Annotated in this window: 14 protein-coding genes, 1 tRNA gene and 4 pseudogenes; 7 read left to right on the top strand and 12 right to left on the bottom strand. The window is 68.0% G+C overall.

Annotated features, from left to right (window positions below):
* Positions 1-26: 26 nt before the first annotated feature.
* Positions 27-653: a glutathione S-transferase family protein gene (locus PIB19_RS17995; protein WP_271238429.1), complete on the bottom strand. Its 627-nt coding sequence runs from the start codon at positions 651-653 to the stop codon at positions 27-29.
* A gap of 184 nt (positions 654-837) precedes the next feature.
* On the opposite strand from PIB19_RS17995, the pseudogene PIB19_RS17985 reads away from it, so the two are divergent.
* Together PIB19_RS17985 and PIB19_RS17980 are read left to right on the top strand one after the other, a co-directional pair.
* Positions 838-2,324, top strand: a pseudogene (locus PIB19_RS17985) (DUF2339 domain-containing protein); the annotation flags it as partial.
* A gap of 200 nt (positions 2,325-2,524) precedes the next feature.
* On the top strand, positions 2,525-3,313 hold the full coding sequence (locus tag PIB19_RS17980) for a DUF2339 domain-containing protein (RefSeq protein WP_271238427.1): 789 nt from the start codon (positions 2,525-2,527) through the stop codon (positions 3,311-3,313).
* On the opposite strand, the gene PIB19_RS17975 is transcribed toward PIB19_RS17980, so the two are convergent.
* Both PIB19_RS17975 and PIB19_RS17970 read right to left on the bottom strand, forming a co-directional pair.
* Entirely contained in the window at positions 3,292-3,732 is a 441-nt protein-coding gene (locus PIB19_RS17975) for a PilZ domain-containing protein (RefSeq protein WP_271238426.1), read from the bottom strand. The two genes, PIB19_RS17980 and PIB19_RS17975, sit on opposite strands and share 22 nt — an antisense overlap.
* 12 nt (positions 3,733-3,744) lie before the next feature.
* Positions 3,745-4,221: a DUF6456 domain-containing protein gene (locus tag PIB19_RS17970; protein WP_271238425.1), complete on the bottom strand. Its 477-nt coding sequence runs from the start codon at positions 4,219-4,221 to the stop codon at positions 3,745-3,747.
* An 89-nt stretch (positions 4,222-4,310) separates the two neighbouring features.
* On the opposite strand from PIB19_RS17970, the gene PIB19_RS17965 reads away from it, so the two are divergent.
* Both PIB19_RS17965 and PIB19_RS17960 read left to right on the top strand, forming a co-directional pair.
* On the top strand, positions 4,311-4,874 hold the full coding sequence (locus tag PIB19_RS17965) for a helix-turn-helix domain-containing protein (RefSeq protein ID WP_271238424.1): 564 nt from the start codon (positions 4,311-4,313) through the stop codon (positions 4,872-4,874).
* 82 nt (positions 4,875-4,956) lie between these two features.
* Complete coding sequence (locus PIB19_RS17960) at positions 4,957-5,319, top strand: hypothetical protein (RefSeq protein ID WP_271238423.1); 363 nt, start codon at positions 4,957-4,959, stop codon at positions 5,317-5,319.
* Between the two features lie 261 nt (positions 5,320-5,580).
* Here the strand turns inward: PIB19_RS17960 and PIB19_RS17955 are convergent.
* Positions 5,581-6,485: pseudogene (locus PIB19_RS17955) on the bottom strand (LysR family transcriptional regulator).
* An 87-nt stretch (positions 6,486-6,572) separates the two neighbouring features.
* Between PIB19_RS17955 and PIB19_RS17950 the strand changes: the two are divergent.
* Together PIB19_RS17950 and PIB19_RS17945 are read left to right on the top strand one after the other, a co-directional pair.
* Positions 6,573-7,606: pseudogene (locus PIB19_RS17950) on the top strand (aldo/keto reductase).
* Between the two features lie 10 nt (positions 7,607-7,616).
* Positions 7,617-8,798, top strand: a complete 1,182-nt coding sequence (locus PIB19_RS17945; protein ID WP_271238421.1) for an MFS transporter — start codon at positions 7,617-7,619, stop codon at positions 8,796-8,798.
* Positions 8,799-8,917: 119 nt separating this feature from the next.
* Here PIB19_RS17945 and PIB19_RS17940 read toward each other — a convergent pair.
* The 8 genes and pseudogenes from PIB19_RS17940 to PIB19_RS17905 form a co-directional block, all read right to left on the bottom strand.
* Positions 8,918-8,993, bottom strand: a tRNA-Val gene (locus PIB19_RS17940).
* A 49-nt stretch (positions 8,994-9,042) separates the two neighbouring features.
* Positions 9,043-10,014 (bottom strand): hypothetical protein, encoded by a 972-nt coding sequence (locus PIB19_RS17935; protein WP_271238420.1) that lies wholly within the window; start codon positions 10,012-10,014, stop codon positions 9,043-9,045.
* Between the two features lie 119 nt (positions 10,015-10,133).
* Positions 10,134-11,063: a hypothetical protein gene (locus PIB19_RS17930; RefSeq protein ID WP_271238419.1), complete on the bottom strand. Its 930-nt coding sequence runs from the start codon at positions 11,061-11,063 to the stop codon at positions 10,134-10,136.
* A 36-nt stretch (positions 11,064-11,099) separates the two neighbouring features.
* Complete coding sequence (locus PIB19_RS17925; protein ID WP_271238418.1) at positions 11,100-12,593, bottom strand: NAD(P)(+) transhydrogenase (Re/Si-specific) subunit beta; 1,494 nt, start codon at positions 12,591-12,593, stop codon at positions 11,100-11,102.
* A gap of 1 nt (position 12,594) precedes the next feature.
* Positions 12,595-12,888, bottom strand: a complete 294-nt coding sequence (locus PIB19_RS17920; RefSeq protein WP_271241027.1) for a proton-translocating transhydrogenase family protein — start codon at positions 12,886-12,888, stop codon at positions 12,595-12,597.
* A gap of 129 nt (positions 12,889-13,017) precedes the next feature.
* Positions 13,018-13,239: pseudogene (locus PIB19_RS17915) on the bottom strand (endonuclease domain-containing protein); the annotation flags it as partial.
* A gap of 116 nt (positions 13,240-13,355) precedes the next feature.
* Entirely contained in the window at positions 13,356-14,477 is a 1,122-nt protein-coding gene (locus tag PIB19_RS17910) for a Re/Si-specific NAD(P)(+) transhydrogenase subunit alpha (RefSeq protein ID WP_271238417.1), read from the bottom strand.
* A gap of 1 nt (position 14,478) precedes the next feature.
* On the bottom strand, positions 14,479-14,616 hold the full coding sequence (locus tag PIB19_RS17905; RefSeq protein ID WP_082596755.1) for an aa3-type cytochrome c oxidase subunit IV: 138 nt from the start codon (positions 14,614-14,616) through the stop codon (positions 14,479-14,481).
* A 160-nt stretch (positions 14,617-14,776) separates the two neighbouring features.
* Between PIB19_RS17905 and PIB19_RS17900 the strand changes: the two genes are divergently transcribed.
* On the top strand, positions 14,777-16,204 hold the full coding sequence (locus PIB19_RS17900) for a sigma-54-dependent transcriptional regulator (RefSeq protein ID WP_271238416.1): 1,428 nt from the start codon (positions 14,777-14,779) through the stop codon (positions 16,202-16,204).
* The last annotated feature ends 11 nt before the right edge of the window (positions 16,205-16,215 follow it).

The raw sequence follows: 16,215 nt of genomic DNA, 5'->3' as shown, positions 1-16,215 counted from the left end.
GCCGGGCGCCACGCCTGGCTACTCCTTCAAGCGGCCTGCTGCGCCGCCACCGGTCCGCCCATCGCAGCCACCAGCGCCTGGTCCTTGCAGACGGTCTGCGCGAAGCTCGGCCGCGCGAGGATCGCCTCGACATAGCCTGCGGTACGCGGATGCCGCTTCGGATCAACCTTCACGCCGATGCACCCCAGAGTCGCGAACGGGCTCGCCACGGCGATGTCGGCCAAGGTTATCCGATCCTCGACGAGGAAGCCGCTCGCCGGAATCACGTTCTCCAGATAGTCAAACAGCGGGGGCAGCAAGTCGCGCTCGGCGCAATCCGCGGCATCGTGATCGCATTCCTGCTTGAGCACGCGCGGCCGGACGAAGCGGTTGCCGAAGATCGCACCACCAGCCGTCATGATCATCGTGTCGGCCAATTCGTCATACCAGATCGCCCGCGCCCGGGCGCGCGGTTCGAGCGGGATCAGGTTCGGCTCGGGATATTTGGATTCCAGATAGGCGACGATCGCCGACGAATCGGAGATCAGGAAGTCGCCGTCCTTGAACGCGGGTATCTTGCCGAACGGGCTTGCGGCCTGAAAATCGGGGCCGCCGCGGCCCAGCCCGGCCGGCTGGAGTTCGAGCTCCAGCCCTTTTTCCGCCCCGAATACCATGCATTTGCGTACATAAGGCGAAAGTGTCGAACCAAATACAATCATCGGACATTCCCCTCCATCATGCTGCGAAACCGGCACTCCGGACCCGGGGAACACCTGATACGCCACGACAGCGCGAATCCGCTGTGCCAAGGAGAAGCTGTTGACCGTCTTCACGCTCCTGCTCGTCCTTGGCGTCGCCGTGGCCTTCTTCGTGGTCCTGCGGCGCCTGACGATAGTGGAACAGGAGTTGCGCCGCGTCGAGTCACTCGTCGTGCGGCTGGAGGAACGCGCGTCTCATTTCGCCGCACCGCCCGCGCCGCCCGTCGCGGAAGCACCTGCCGAAGCCGCACGCGCGCCCGCGCCGATCGCCGCAGCCGCGCAACGTTCACCCGCACCGGCAGCGCGTGTCGCGCCGCCACCCCGTCCCGCGCCGCCTCCGCTCAACCTCGAGTCGCTGATCGGAGGCCGTCTGCCGATCTGGATCGGCGGCGCGGCCCTGGTCCTCGCGGGCTTCTTCCTCGTCCGCTATTCGATCGAGAGCGGGCTGCTGGGCCCCGCGGTCCGCACCGCGCTCGCCGCATTGTTCGGCGGCGCGCTGATCGCCGCGAGCGAAGCCGCGCGGCGCTTTCCGCGACCGCCGAGGATCCGCGTGTCGCCCAGGTGCTCGCCGGCGCCGGCATCGCCAGCCTCTATGGCACGCTCTACATGGCGGCGGCGCTCTACCATCTGATCACGCCGCTCACGGCCTTCGTCCTCGTCCTCTTCATCACTGCCGCGGCGATGGGACTGGCGCTGCGCCATGGGCCGCCCACTGCAGTGATGGCCCTGATCGGCGGCTTCATCGCACCCCTGGTGGCGGGGTTCGACGCCGCGGGCATCGGCCCGCTGCTCGTCTATCTCGCTTTGTTCATCGCCGCCTTGTTCGGGCTGGCGATCCATCGCGGCTGGGGCTGGCTCGTGCTCGCCGCGAGCATCGCCGGGTTCGGCTGGATCAACTTCCTGATCGCCGCATTGCACGGGCGCGATCAGGACCTGTCCGCGGTCGGCGCCTTCACCATGCTGCTCGCCGCCTGCGCCAGCGCGGCCTTGCCCGCCACCGGCACGCGCAATCCCTGGCTGCGGCTCGCCCCGCTCGTCGCCGGCTTCGTCCAGTTGCTCGCGCTGGCCCCTTCGCTCGAATTCGGCGCGCTCGCGTGGAGCTTCTATCTCGTCCTCGCCGCGGCCGCCCTGTTCCTGTCGTGGCGCCAGTCGCTCTATCTGCCCGCCGCGCTCGCGGCATTCGGCTTCCTGCTGGTGCTCGAGGCCCTTGCGCTGCTCCAGCCCGAACGAACCGCGACGCCGCTCGCCGCCGCAATCGCCACCTTGCTGTTCGCTCTGCCCGGCCATGTGCTCGCGAGCCGGGGCCGCGGCTGGGCGGCGCTGGCGCTCGGCGGCACTGCGGGGCCATTGCTCGTCGCACATGGCTGCGCGCCGTCGCTGCTCGCACCGATCGCCTGGGGCGCGCTCGAACTGCTCGCCGCGGCTGCCTGCGCGCATATGGCGTGGCGGCATAAGAGCGAGACGGACGATGTAGTGCTCACCGCCGCCAGCCTCCTCGCCGGACTGCTCGCGGCACTTGGGTTCGCCCAGTTCTTGCCCCACGCCTGGCTAGGGTTTCCGCTCACGCTCGTGCTGCTCGGCCTCGCCGGCTGGGCGCGCATTGCCCGCGCACCTTCGCTGTTCGAGCTCTCGGCGCTGCCCTATCTCGCCGCTCTGCTCGCCGCCGCGGTCCCGCTGGCGGAATTCGGGGACCTCATTACGACATCCCTGGGCGGCGACTCCTGCCCTGGCTGCGCATCCCCGCTCTGCCGAATCTGTTCCGAACGCTCGCGCTGCCGACGATCGCCTTGCTCGTCCTCCTGCTCGATCCGCGCCAGCTCGGCCGCGCGCGCCGCTTCGTCGGCAGCCTGGCGATCGGCGTCGGCATCCTGCTGCTCTACGCACTCGCCAAGCAACCGCTGGCGATCGCCACGCCGGAGCGCTTCGCCGCGATCGGCTTCGTCGAGCGTGCGCTGCTGACTCAGGCATGCCTCGCCGCCGGCTGGTATCTGCTCCGCAGCCGCCGCTTCCCCTCGCTCGCCACGGTCCTGCTCGGGCTCGGTCTGCTGCGCCTGGTCTGGTTCGACCTGCTGATCCTCAATCCCGCGATCGAGGCGCAGGCGGTGGGCGGCATCCCGCTGTTCAACGCAGCGGTGCTCCACGCTGCGCTCGCCGCCTTCTGGCTATGGACTTTGCCCGCGAAGCAGGCCTGGCGCGCGGGCGCCGCTTTGCTCACCATCGCCGCCGCGCTCGCTTTGGTCCGGCAGGCGACGCATGGCAGCCTGCTCACCGGCCCGGTCACCACGCTCGAAAATGGCGGCTATTCGGCCGTCCTGCTCGGCGTCGCATTGTTCTGGCTGTGGCGCGGCATCACCGCCGCTGTCCACGATCTCCGCATCGCGGGGCTCGCATTGCTGACTTTGGTGACGTTCAAGGTCTTCCTCGTCGACGCCGCCGCGCTCGACGGGTTGCTGCGCATCCTCTCCTTCCTCGCGCTCGGCATCGCGCTGATCGGGATCAGCTGGGCCTATAGCCGCTTCCTCGCCCGTCCCGCCGCGCCTCCCACGGAGGAACCTCAGGCGCTCGCCAAGGCCTGAGGCGCCGCGACTGCCGATGCCGGAGCGTCACGATCCTGCGTCCGGCGCCGCACGATCCTGTCCACCTGTTCCGGCCCGATCGGATCGGCGAACCTGACGCCGAAGCGATTGCCGTCGGTCCATTGAACCCGCGCGGATCCCAGCGGAATGCCGCAGGTCAGCCGCACTTCCTGGCCCGTGGCCGGAGCCGTCGATGCATGGACCAGCGCGCCGCCGGTCGAGAGATTGAGCAGATGCACGCGCACCGGCTCGCCGACGCCACTGGACATCTCGGCAGGTTGAAAGATCTTGATGCGCGGTGCCGCCCTCAGGCGCGCACCGTCCTTGTCGTTTGTCAGCATATGCTCCCACTCTGATGGCAGAATCGCATGCACGCGCCGGCCGTTCCGCAAAAAGATGGTTGCCGCCCGGTTCAGCATGTTTCCCGGCCGTCACGGGAGCCGATAGTGATCGGCGACTCGATCGAGCGCGAAGCCCAGCACCAGCTTGCCGGCCCGGCTCGGCCAGCCGAGCGCTTTCTCCGCATGGGTCAGCCCTTCGCCTGCACAGACCACGCGCCACAGCACGTCCGAAAGCCCCGGGCCCGCCGCCGCCACTGCCTCGGTGAAACGTCGTTTCGCGGCGACCTGCGCGAGCGTCGGATCGAGCGCCTTGGGCGGGCCGCGCCGCCCGCTCGCGCGCGGACTCGGATCCCAGCGCATCGTCACGCGCGGCCCCAGCGCAGCGGTCTCGTAATCCACGCGCAGCCGCTCGCCCGCCTCGAACTGCCGCGCGTCGATCCGGCCGCGCGATCGCAGCCAGGTCAGCGGCGATTCGGCGAGATTGACCGTCACCCGCCGGCCGGTCCGCCGCGCCGCGCCGCCCGAGACGCCCTGACCATCGATCTCCCGCTCCGCCAGCTCACGCATGTTGATCTCCTTTGTTCCGATTCGTTTCTCTTGCCACGGAGTCCCGTTTGTAGGAAAGAGAAAAACCAAATCGGTTAGGAGCTGCGCAGATGATCACGGCAATCCGCGAAGTTCGGCGTGCGAAGGGACTTACTCTCGACGAAGTCGCGCAGCGCTGCGTGCCGCCCACCACGGCGCAGACGATCGGCCGGCTCGAAACCGGCACGCGCACCGTCTCGGTCGGCTGGCTCAATCGCATCGCCGATGCGCTCGGGGTGGATTCGGCCGATCTGGTCCGCCTGCCCGATCGTCCCGAGATCGCCGTCGCCGCGGTGCTCGACGGCAGCGGGGTGCAGGCGCCGCGCCGCCCGGCATCGGTGGTGCCGCCGCGCGGGGCGGCGGGGATGGTCGCGGTCACCGTGGGCGGCGGCATCGGCGATTACCGCGCGGGCGACGAGATCTGGTGCGATCGGCTGGCACCCGAGGCTTATGCGCGCGCGCTCAATCGCGACGTGCTCGTGCCCCGTCCCGCCGGACGCTTCCTGTTCGGCCGCTTGATCGGTCGTGAAGGCGACAAGCTCCACTTGCTGCCGCTGGGTGCCGGCGCGCGCCAGCAGGTGGTGAGCGATCCGCCCTGGATCGCCTGCGCGGTCCGGCTGGTCCGCGCACTCTAGGCCAGCCGCTTCCCCTTGCCGACCGCCCCGCAGAGGCGCAATCTGCGGCGCAGAAAAGGGCAAAATGCAGGAGGGGACTGCGATGATCAGAACAGCGATGACGATCGCCGCCGCGATGATGTTCGCCGCGCCGGCGCTGGCCGAGGACTGGGACTTCGTTCTCGTCAACAACACCGGCAAGCCGATCAAGGCCGTCGAGATCTCGCCCGGCGGCGCCGGCACCTGGATCGCCAACAAGGTCGATCCCGAAATGAAGCGCGAAAGCGTAACCGCGCCGGGCAAGCGGATGACCGTGCATTTCGACAAAGGCGCCGGCTGCAAATACGACATCAAGGCGACCTTCGCCGACGATACCAGCGCAGTCTGGTCGGGCATCAATGTCTGCGACAACGCCTATGTCACGGTGAACTACGCCAACGGCACGCCGACCTACAAGGCGAGCTGAGCCTTCGGTTCCAGGCCGCGGAGCTGCGAGAAAGGGTTCCCGCCGGCATGGCTGCGTCTCACGCTGCCGTACGTGGCTCGGGTTGTATCGGTAATCAAATCCTCCCCGCCAGGGGAGGTGGCGCCGAAGGCGTCGGAGGGAGGTAAGCAGCGCACTCTCCCATTGAGCGCAGTGCTTCCGCCCCTCCGTCACGCTGCGCGTGCCACCTCCCCCTGGCGGGGAGGATTGAAAACCCCGCTCGCCTGAACGTCGATACGCCCCCTAACGCAAACGCGCCGCGAGAAAGTCGACGAAGACGCGGACGCGTGCCGGTGTGCTCGCGCCGCCGACGAAGATTGCGTGGATCTGCTCGACGTCTCCGGGATTGAAATCCTCGAGGATCGGGACGAGCCGGCCGGCGGCGATCTCCGGCACCACGCTGAAGCTGCCGACCCGCGCGACGCCGACCCCGCGGCTGCGAGCTGACCCAGCGTCTCGCCGTTATTCGCCTCGAAGCTCCCTTTCACCGAGAGCGCGAAATCGCGCCCTTCCCGGCGGAACGGCCAGATCGGCTCCGCCCGGCGGAAGTTGAAATTGAGGCAATTGAAGCGGTGCAGGTCCTCCGGCACCTGCGGCGTCCCATGCTTTGCGAGAAAATCGGGGGACGCCACGATCACGCGGCCTGTCTCGCCCAGCTTGCGCGCAGTGAGTGAGCTGTCGGATAATGGGCCGAAGCGGATCGCCACATCCGCCTCGCCGCCCGCCACGTCCACCAGCATGTCGGTGAGCGCGATGTCGATCAGGATGTGCGGATACAAAGCCGCGAAATCGCCGAGCAGCGGCACCACGCACAATCGGCCGTGCGACAGCGCTGCGCTCAGCCGCAGCCGTCCGCGCGGGGCGCCCTGGTCGGCGATTTGCTGCTCGGCATCGTCCAGATCGGCGAGGATCCGCCGGGCAGCCAGCAGATAGGCCTGCCCCTCGGCGGTGAGCGAGAGCGCGCGGGTCGATCGCAGCAACAGCCGCACGCCCAGCCTTGCCTCGATCCGGTCGACCGCGCGGCTCACCGCGGAGGGGCTCATGTCGAGCGCACGCCCCGCCCCGGAAAAGCTGCCATGCTGGACCACTGCGGCAAACAGTTCGAGCGCGCGCGCCCGGTCGGTCCCGCCAGCCATCTTTGCGTCCATTGCACAAATCCTCAGCGTGCCCCGCCGCTACTCCAGCCGGACCCCGCCGTCCATCTATGCATGGGAACAATGAGGCGAAGGTGAGTCATGGAATATCGGCAACTCGGATCCTCGGGCCTGCGCGTACCGGCGCTGAGCTTCGGCACCGGCACCTTCGGCGGCCAGGGCCCGCTGTTCAGCGCCTGGGGCCAGAGCGACGCGGCGGAGGCACGGCGCCTCGTCGATATCTGCCTCGATGCGGGCGTGACGCTGTTCGACACTGCCGACGTCTATTCGGGCGGCGCCTCGGAGGAGATCCTCGGCGATGCGATCCGCGGGCGCCGCGACTCGGTGCTGATCTCGACCAAGACCGGGCTCCCGATGGGAGACGGGCCGCAGGATTGGGGCGCGTCGCGCGCTCGGCTGCTGCGCGCGGTCGACGATTCGCTGCGGCGGCTCGGAACCGACTATATCGACTTGCTCCAGCTGCACGCGTTCGATGCCTCCACGCCGGTGGAGGAGCTGATCGGCACGCTCGACCTGCTGATCGCGGCGGGCAAGGTCCGCTATGCCGGCGTCTCCAATTATCCGGGCTGGCAATTGATGAAGGCGCAGGCGGTGGCCGATCGCCAGGGCAAGCCGCGGCTGGTGGCGCACCAGGTCTATTATTCGCTGATCGGCCGGGCCTATGAGGCGGACCTCATGCCGCTCGGCGCCGATCAGGGCGTGGGCGCCCTGGTGTGGAGCCCGCTCGGCTGGGGCCGGCTGACCGGCAGGATCGGCCGCGGCCGCCCGATTCCCGAAGGCAGCCGCCTGCACGAGACCGAGCAGTTCGCGCCGCCGGTTGAGACCGAGCTCCTGTACCGCGTCGTCGATGCGCTCGATGAAATCGCGGCCGAGACGGGCAAGACCGTGCCGCAGATCGCGATCAACTGGCTGCTTCGGCGCCCCACCGTCGCTTCGGTGATCATCGGCGCACGCAACGAAGAGCAGCTGCGGCAGAATCTGGGAGCCGTGGGCTGGGCGCTGACACCGGAACAGGTCGCCGCGCTCGATGCGGCAAGCGACGTGCTGCCGCCGTATCCGCACACCCCTATCGCCAGCAGGAGGGCTTCGCCCGCCTGAACCCGGCGCTGGTCTGAGGAGCACCAAATGAAACTCAACCTGGGACTGCTGGCCCTCTCGGTCGGCGCGTTCGGCATCGGCGTGACCGAGTTCGCGCCGATGGGGCTGTTGCCGGTCATCGCGAGCGATCTCGGCGTCTCGATCCCCGCCGCGGGGCTGCTGATCAGCGCCTATGCGCTGGGCGTGATGATCGGCGCGCCGCTGATGACGCTGACCACCGGCCGGGTGCCGCGGCGGATGCTCCTGATCGGGCTCGCCGGCATCTTCACGGCGGGCAATCTGCTCGCCGCGGTTTCGGACGGCTACGGCATGCTGCTCGCGGCGCGCATCCTCACCTCGTTCAATCATGGCGCCTTTTTCGGCGTCGGATCGATCGTCGCGGCCAGCCTCGTCCCGCCGCAGCGGCAGGCGAGCGCCGTCGCCACCATGTTCATGGGACTGACGATCGCCACGGTCGTCGGCGTGCCGCTCGCGACATGGGCGGGCGAGCATCTCGGCTGGCGCGCCTCCTTCTGGGGCATATCGGGGCTGGGCGTCGCGACGATGGCCGCATTGCGTCTCACGCTCCCGCCTCTGCCCGCCCTTACCGGCGGAAACGCACTCGCCGAGCTGCGCGTGCTCGCCCGCGGCAAGGTGCTCGGCGCGCTCGCGCTGACCGTGATCGGATCGAGCGCGATGTTCACGGTCTTCACTTATATCGCCCCGATCCTGCGCGATGCGACACATGCCTCGCTGGGCTTCGTCACGGCGATGCTGGTGACCTATGGGCTCGGGCTGACGGCCGGGAACTGGCTCGGCGGCAAGTTCGCCGATCGCTCGGTCGACCGCACATTGATCATAACATTGGCCTCGCTTTCCGCGATCCTGGTCGCCTTCGCGATGCTCATGCCGCATGCCGCGCCCGCGGCGGTGCTGATCTTCCTGTGGGGCGTGGCGAGCTTCGCGCTGGTGCCGCCGCTGCAGGTCCGGGTGATGACCGCCGCCGCCGATGCGCCGAACCTGGCATCGTCGGTCAATATCGGCGCCTTCAATCTCGGCAACGCGTTCGGCGCGGCGCTGGGCGGCGGCGTGATCGCCGCCGGCCTGGGCTATCCGGCAGTCGCACTGGCCGGTGCGGCAACCGCGGCGGCGGGACTGGTCGCGGTCCTGCTGGCGAGCCGGCGCACGCAAGAGCCGGCCGAGCAGCAGCTCTGCGGCGCCTCGGGCTAGGGCGTACCGACATTCAACTCTTCCCCTCCCTGGAAAGGAGGGAGTCAGTTTGTTGAATGCCGGACCCCCGTTAGACCATCCATGCCCGACGGCGCCGCGGAGTCGCCGCAAATCGATGATGGTGGGCGCTGACGGGCTCGAACCGCCGACCCTCTCGGTGTAAACGAGATGCTCTACCAACTGAGCTAAGCGCCCTTGCTCTCCGCCGATGCCAAAAGCGGCGCGCCGGGGCAAGGTCTGGTTTTCACACCAGATGCAGCCCCGCGCGCTTCACGGCGCTCGCATAGCTCCGCATGCCTTCGATCCCCTTGCTGCTGAGCCCGATATAGGCCCGCCGCCGGTCGGTCGGATCGGCCTGCCGCTCGAACAGCCCGGCATCGTGCAACGTCCCGATCCAGCGCAGCGCCGTGGTCGGCGGCACCGCCGCGGCGATGCACAGGCTCGACACCGACACCTGGCGCCGCTCCAGCCCGGCGGCGAACAGGTCGAGCAACATGTCCCAGGCCGGATCCGCGAACAATTCGTCGGCGAAGAATTGCGCGCGCATCCGGCGCGCCCGGATCACTGCGCGGATCTCGGCCGGCGCGATCTCCACCGGCGGCCCGGTGTCCGGTCCGCGATACCCGGCGCCGCGATCGCGCACGCCGCCACGCGGCTCGGCATCGTCGCCCCGGGTCAGCCGGGCGAGCGTCTCCGCGATCCGGGCGACTTCTTCGCTCAGCCGTCGCAGCCTGGCCGATTCCGCCTCGCGGTTGACATCGTCCATCACCCCGCGCGCGCGCCACTTCGCAGTGGCGATCGCGCTGATCCGGTCGGCCCGGTTCGGCGTGCACAATATCTGGGTACGCGGCCCCAGCAATTGCGCCGCCGCGGCATCGATCTGTTCGGGCGATACCGTCGCGACGATACCGAGCGAGCGTTCACGCGCCGTCATATCCGCCCGCGCCAGCACCACGTCCAGCAGCGCGTCGGGCGCCGCCACCGCCTCGATCAGGATCAGGTCGAGCCCATCATAATTGCCGGGATCGGCCGAGGCCTCGGCGAACGACACCGGCTTGCGTGCCACGCACCCGGCCAGTTCGAGCGCCGCGACAGCATCGGCAGCCGCTTCCGCGTCGTCCGCGACAACCAGCGCAACCGGCGCGTTGCCGGCATAGCCCTCGGCCGGTCCCTTGTGGAGCATGGTCAATTCCGCCATCGCCTGCCTCAGGTTCATCTTCTGTTCCGGAGATGCCGCATGGCTCCGAAACGGGTGAGTCCGATTTCCTCCGTTTCGGAGGTTATAAGGCGACCCGCGCGACGCGTGGGGTGTTCAACTCGGCGCTCCGTTCCGGATCATTCGAAGATCGCGGCGGAGCGATAAACCTCTGTTTCAGACACTTCGCTGCTCGCATCGAGAAGCGCGCGCGTGGCGCTGGCCGCGACGCCGAACCACAAGGTGGCACCGATCATCGTGAACAACGCCATGACAAGCGTGACGAAAATCCGCAGGGGCGCACCCATCGCCGCCTGCTGCGCCGCGAAATTCTGCGCCGCAGCCTGGATCAGCGCGGGATCGCCCTGCGCGGCGGCGATCTCGGCGAAATAGCCGCCCATAACCCACCAGCCGAGCGCCATCCCGACGACGAGAAGCGGAACCAGCACGATCAGATACGCCGCGAACAATATCCAGAACCGCCCGCGGCTCAACGCCCAGGCACCGTCGATACTGATCCGCTGGCGATAGAGGCTCAGCGGGAACAGCGGCGACAGGCGCACCTGCACCCAGACCAGGAAACCCATCAGCGCGAGGAACCCCAATATGCCCAGCAGCCCGGCGGCCATCGGCGATCCGGCGGCGAACCCCACCAGCCCCACCAGCAGGAGCACCACCAGCTCGCCGATGAACACGAGTATCGTGAAGCCGATCAGGTAGAGAAACAGCAGCCCGAGCGCGCGAAGCTCGTCCCATCCCAGCCGCATCGACGCAAAGCCCTGCTCGTCGGGCATCAGGACCGCGCGAAACACGGCATTCATGATGACCATGCCGAGCAGCAGGAAGACGATGTAGGACACGACCATGATGAGTATCGCGCCGCCGCCGAACGCAGCGGGATTGGTCATCGGGTCCGGCGTCAGGCCGACGGTGCCGGTCATTGCGAACACCATGGCAAAGCCCAGGGCCAGCGAGGCGACGGAATAGGTTGCCGTCCAGATCGCGACCGAACCGGGCCGCCGGGCGAGGATACCGAACGTGCCGCTCAGAATCGTATCGATATTCGCCATCTTGCCCCCATTTTCGCAGCACCCCGCGCCGCGCGCTCAGTCGAGCGACTTTACGATTTCCTCCACCATCTTCTTCGCATCGGCGAGAAGCATCATCGTGTTGTCGCGGTAAAACAACTCGTTGTCTACGCCCGCATAGCCCACGCCGCCCATCGAGCGCTTGATGAACAGCACCGTCTTGGCCTTTTCGACATCGAGCACCGGCATGCCGTAGATCGGCGAGCTCTTGTCGGTCTTGGCGGCGGGGTTGGTCACGTCGTTGGCGCCGATCACGAAGGCGACGTCGGTCTGGGCGAATTCGGAGTTGATGTCCTCGAGCTCGAACACCTCGTCATAGGGCACGTTCGCCTCGGCGAGCAGCACGTTCATGTGCCCGGGCATGCGCCCCGCGACCGGGTGGATGGCGTATTTCACGCGGACGCCATGCGCCTTGAGCTTGTCGCCCATCTCGCGCAGCGCATGCTGCGCCTGCGCGACCGCCATGCCGTAGCCGGGGACGATGATCACCTGCTCGGCCTGCTGCATCAGGAAGGCGGCGTCCTCGGCCGAGCCGCGCTTCCACGGCCGGTCGGTCGCCGCCGCAGCCGCACCGCCGCCGCTGTCGCCGCCGAAGCCGCCCGCGATCACGCTGATGAAGCTGCGGTTCATCGCGCGGCACATGATGTAGCTGAGGATCGCGCCCGAGCTGCCGACGAGCGCGCCGGTGATGATCATCGCGCTGTTGTGGAGCGTGAACCCCATCGCCGCCGCCGCCCAGCCCGAATAGGAATTGAGCATCGACACCACGACCGGCATGTCCGCGCCGCCGATCGGGATGATCAGCAGGAAGCCGATCAGGAAGCTCAGCGCCGTGACGGTCCAGAAGACCCAGGGGCTCTGATCGGTCACGAAATAGGCGATCAGGCCGAGGATCGCGGCGATCAGCCCGAGGTTGATGACGTGGCGGCCGGGCAGCATGATCGGCTTGCCGCTCATATTGCCGTTGAGCTTCAGGAACGCGATCACCGACCCCGAGAACGTGATCGCGCCGATCGCGACGCCGAGCGCCATCTCGATCCGGCTGACCTGGCGGATGCTGGCGAAGGGCTCGCCGATCATCGGGATGACGATGTCGGCGATGCCGAAGGCCTGCGGATTGAGGAACGCCGCCGCCGCGACGAGCACCGCCGCCATGCCGACCAGCGAGTGGAATGCGGCGACCAGCTGCGGCATCGCGGTCATGGCGATGCGCCGGGCAGTGACGAGGCCGATAACGGCGCCGATGGCGATAGCGCCGAGAATCTCCGCGACGGTAACCCAATCGGGTTGGAAAAGTGCCGCTTGTGATAAGGGCACATTAGTCATGTCTTTGAACGGCACATGCGTAACCAGCGTCGTCACCACCGCGATCGCCATGCCGATCATGCCGAGACGATTGCCGCGCTGGCTGGTGACCGGGCTCGAAAGCCCGCGCAATGCGAGGATGAAACAGACGCCCGCGACCAGATAGGCCAGCGACACCCAGGGGCTCACTGCGACGGCATGTTCCATCTCAGCGCACCTTCTTCTTGTACATTGCGAGCATCCGCGCGGTCACTGCGAAGCCGCCGAAGATGTTGATGCTGGCGAACACCACGGCGATCAGCCCCAGCCATTTGGAGACCGCGCCGCCATTGCCCAGCCCGACCGCCGCCGACGCGATCAGCGCGCCGACGATGATTACCGACGAGATCGCATTGGTCACCGCCATCAGCGGCGTGTGCAGCGCCGGGGTGACCGACCAGACGACGTAATAGCCGACGAAGCACGCCAGCACGAAGATCGACAGGATCGAGATGAAGTCCATAATTACTCCTGATCCTCCCCGGCACGGGGAGGGGACCGTCCAAAGGACGGTGGAGGGGCGCGCCGCGAGCGCGACAATCGAGGCGGCTACGCCGTCAGCGTCTTTCAGCACGTCGGCAGCATTGATCCGTACGAGTTGATAGCCGTTACCGCGGACAAAGCTGTCGCGTTTTCGGTCATGCTCGATTGCAGCCGGAGTGGAATGGATCTGCCCATCGATCTCGATGACGAGCCGCTTCGGCGCGTAATAGAAATCAACGACGTAAGACCCGATGGCATGATGGTTGCGAAAATGCAGGCCGGACGACCGGCTTCTCAACCGCTGCCAAAGCAGCACCTCGGGATAGCTCATTTCCCTGCGCTGCTTGCGCGCCCTAGCGGTTTCGGGCCGAAGCATGCGCGGAGAGCCCCTCCACCGCGCTTCGCGCGGTCCCCTCCCCGTTCCGGGGAGGATCGAGGGAGCGATGCTCAACCCAACAACCTCTCGCTCATGACCTTGCCGCCCTGCGTCAGCCGGATCGCGTTGCCGATCTCGTCGTCGAGCACCGGCTTGCCCGCTTCCTTGTCCCAGAAGGCCGAGAGGAAGTTGAACAAATTGCGCGCGAACAGCGCCGAGGTATCGGCCGCCAGACGCGAGGGCACGTTGCGGTGCCCGACGATCTTCACGCCGTGGACGGTCACCACTTCGCCCGCCACCGCGCCCTCGACATTGCCGCCCGCCTCGACCGCGAGATCGACGATCACGCTGCCCGGCTTCATGCTCGCGATCTGCGCGTCGCTGATCAGCCGCGGTGCCGGACGCCCCGGGATCAGCGCAGTGGTGATGACGATGTCCTGCTTGGCGATGTGGCTCGAGACCAATTCGGCCTGCGCCGCCTTGTATTCGTCGGACATCTCGGTGGCATAGCCGCCGGTGCCCTCGCCCTCGATGCCCTTCACATTCTCGACGAAGATCGGCTTGGCGCCGAGCGACTGGATCTGTTCCTTGGTCGCGGCGCGCACATCGGTGGCCGAGACTTGCGCGCCCAGCCGCCGCGCGGTGGCGATCGCCTGCAGGCCCGCCACGCCCACGCCCATCACGAACACCTTGGCGGCGCTCACCGTGCCCGCCGCGGTCATCATCATCGGAAAGGCGCGGCCATATTCGGACGCGGCGTCGAGCACCGCCTTGTAGCCCGCCAAATTCGACTGCGAAGACAATATGTCCATCGACTGCGCACGGGTGATGCGTGGCATGAACTCCATCGCCAGCGCCTCGGCGCCGAGCGCGGCATAGCGATCGACTCGCGCGCGCTCCCCGAACGGGTTCAACCCCGCGACGATCCATGCGCCCTGCTTCAAACCGGGAAGCTGGTCGGGATCCGGCCCCTGCACACCCAGCACGATATCGGCGTCGGCCAGCACGTCCCCGCGCCCTCCGATGGTCGCGCCTGCATCGGCATAGCCCTGATCGGCGATCGACGCGGTCTCGCCCGCACCCGCCTCGACTGCGACGGTGGCGCCCAGACCGACGAACTTCTTGACGGTCTCGGGAGTCGCGGAGACGCGCCGCTCGCCGGCGGCGGTCTCCTTGAGCACCGCGATCTTCACCTCAGCTGGCGATCATGAAGACGACGAAGGCGCCGACGGCGGCCGACGCGATCGTCCCCCAGAGCATGAGCTTGGTGAAGCCGCTATAGGTCTCGGCGTGCACCTGCACTTCGGTGCTGTTGTCGCCCGTATCGGCCATGCGTCCTCATCCCCTATGCGCAAATTTCGCCGAACCTTAACCGCGGCACCGCATCCCCTCAACCCCGCCGCCGCAAACATCGGTTGCGCGCAGGCTTAAGCGGGCCTTTACCGGTTGCAGTCTAAGCAATGCCCTGAAACGGGACATTAGGGACAGACGGATGACGCGCAACGGACAGCGCCTCCTGATGCTGATAGACGACGAACCGGCGCAGCGCCGCCTCGTCGCAGCGATCGCTGCGCGCCGCGCCTGGCGCACCGTCTTCGCGGGCGAATCCGAAACGGCGATCGCGATGCTCGGCACGCCCGACGGCATGGCGCTCGACGCGATCATCCTCGATCACGCTTCGTCCGATGCCGATGCCGCCGCCTTGATCGGCGAGCTGCGCGCGCGCCGTCCGCAATTGCCGATCCTCGTGCTCACCGCCAACAGCTCGGCCGCCGCCGCGGTCAGCGCGATGCGCGCCGGCGCCACCGATTTCCTCGTCAAGCCGATCGCTTCGGACCGGCTGCTCGCCGCCCTCGAAGCGGCGATCGGCGGCCTGACCGCAGGCGAGCTCCGCCCGCTCACCGAAAAGCTGTCGGCCAGCCTCGCCTTCGACGAGATCGTCGGCAGCGCGCCGCAGTTCCGCGCCGCGCTCGCGATCGCCGCCAAGGCGGCCCGCGCCCGCGTGCCCGTCCTGATCGAAGGCGAAAGCGGAGTCGGCAAGGAAGTGGTCGCGGAGGCGATCCACGCCGCTTCCCCGCGCAACAAGAAGCCGGCGATCGCCGTCAATTGCGGCGCGATTCCCGCCAATCTCGTCGAATCGGAACTGTTCGGGCACGAGAAGGGTGCGTTCACCGGCGCGTTCGAGCGCAAGATCGGCCGCTTCCAGGATGCCGACGGCAGCACATTGTTCCTCGACGAGGTCGGCGAGATGCCGCTCGACGCGCAGGTCAAGTTGCTGCGCGTGCTCCAGTCGGGCGAGATCCAGCCTCTGGGCGCGCGCCATCCCCGCGAAGTCGATGTCCGCGTCATCGCCGCGACCAACAAGAGCCTGCTCGCCGAAGTCGAGGCCGGCCGCTTCCGCGAAGACCTCTATTACCGCCTCAACGTCGTCCAGGTCACGATCCCGCCCTTGCGCGAACGCGCCGGCGACATCCCCGCGCTCGCCCGCCACCTGCTCGCGCGGATCGCCGAGCAGCCGGGGCTCCGGCCCTTGGGCATCACCGACGACGCGCTGACCCTGCTCGGCAGCTATGACTGGCCGGGCAATGTCCGCCAGCTCCAGAACGCCCTGTTCCGCGCCGCGGTGCTCTGCGACGGCGACGGCCTCGCCCGCGCCGACTTCCCGCAGATCGCTCAGCTCGCCGCGGGCCGCCCGGCCGGCAGCGGACCGGTGCAGCAGGGCTCGGGCAATGCCGGCGTCACCCTGTTCCGTCCCGACGGCAATCTGCGCGCGCTCGACGAGATCGAGGCCGACGTCATCCGCCTCGCCATCGGCCATTATCGCGGCCGCATGACCGAAGTCGCGCGCCGCCTCGGCATCGGCCGCTCGACGCTGTACCGCAAGCTCGGCGAGCTCGGGATCGACCAGAGCGCCGCCTGAGCCTAGACGGG

Origin of the sequence: Sphingomonas sp. 7/4-4, assembly GCF_027941955.1 — a bacterium.
Taxonomy (GTDB): domain Bacteria; phylum Pseudomonadota; class Alphaproteobacteria; order Sphingomonadales; family Sphingomonadaceae; genus Sphingomonas.
Note: the sequence above shows the minus strand (reverse complement) of the source record. Positions and strands in the feature narration are given on the sequence as shown.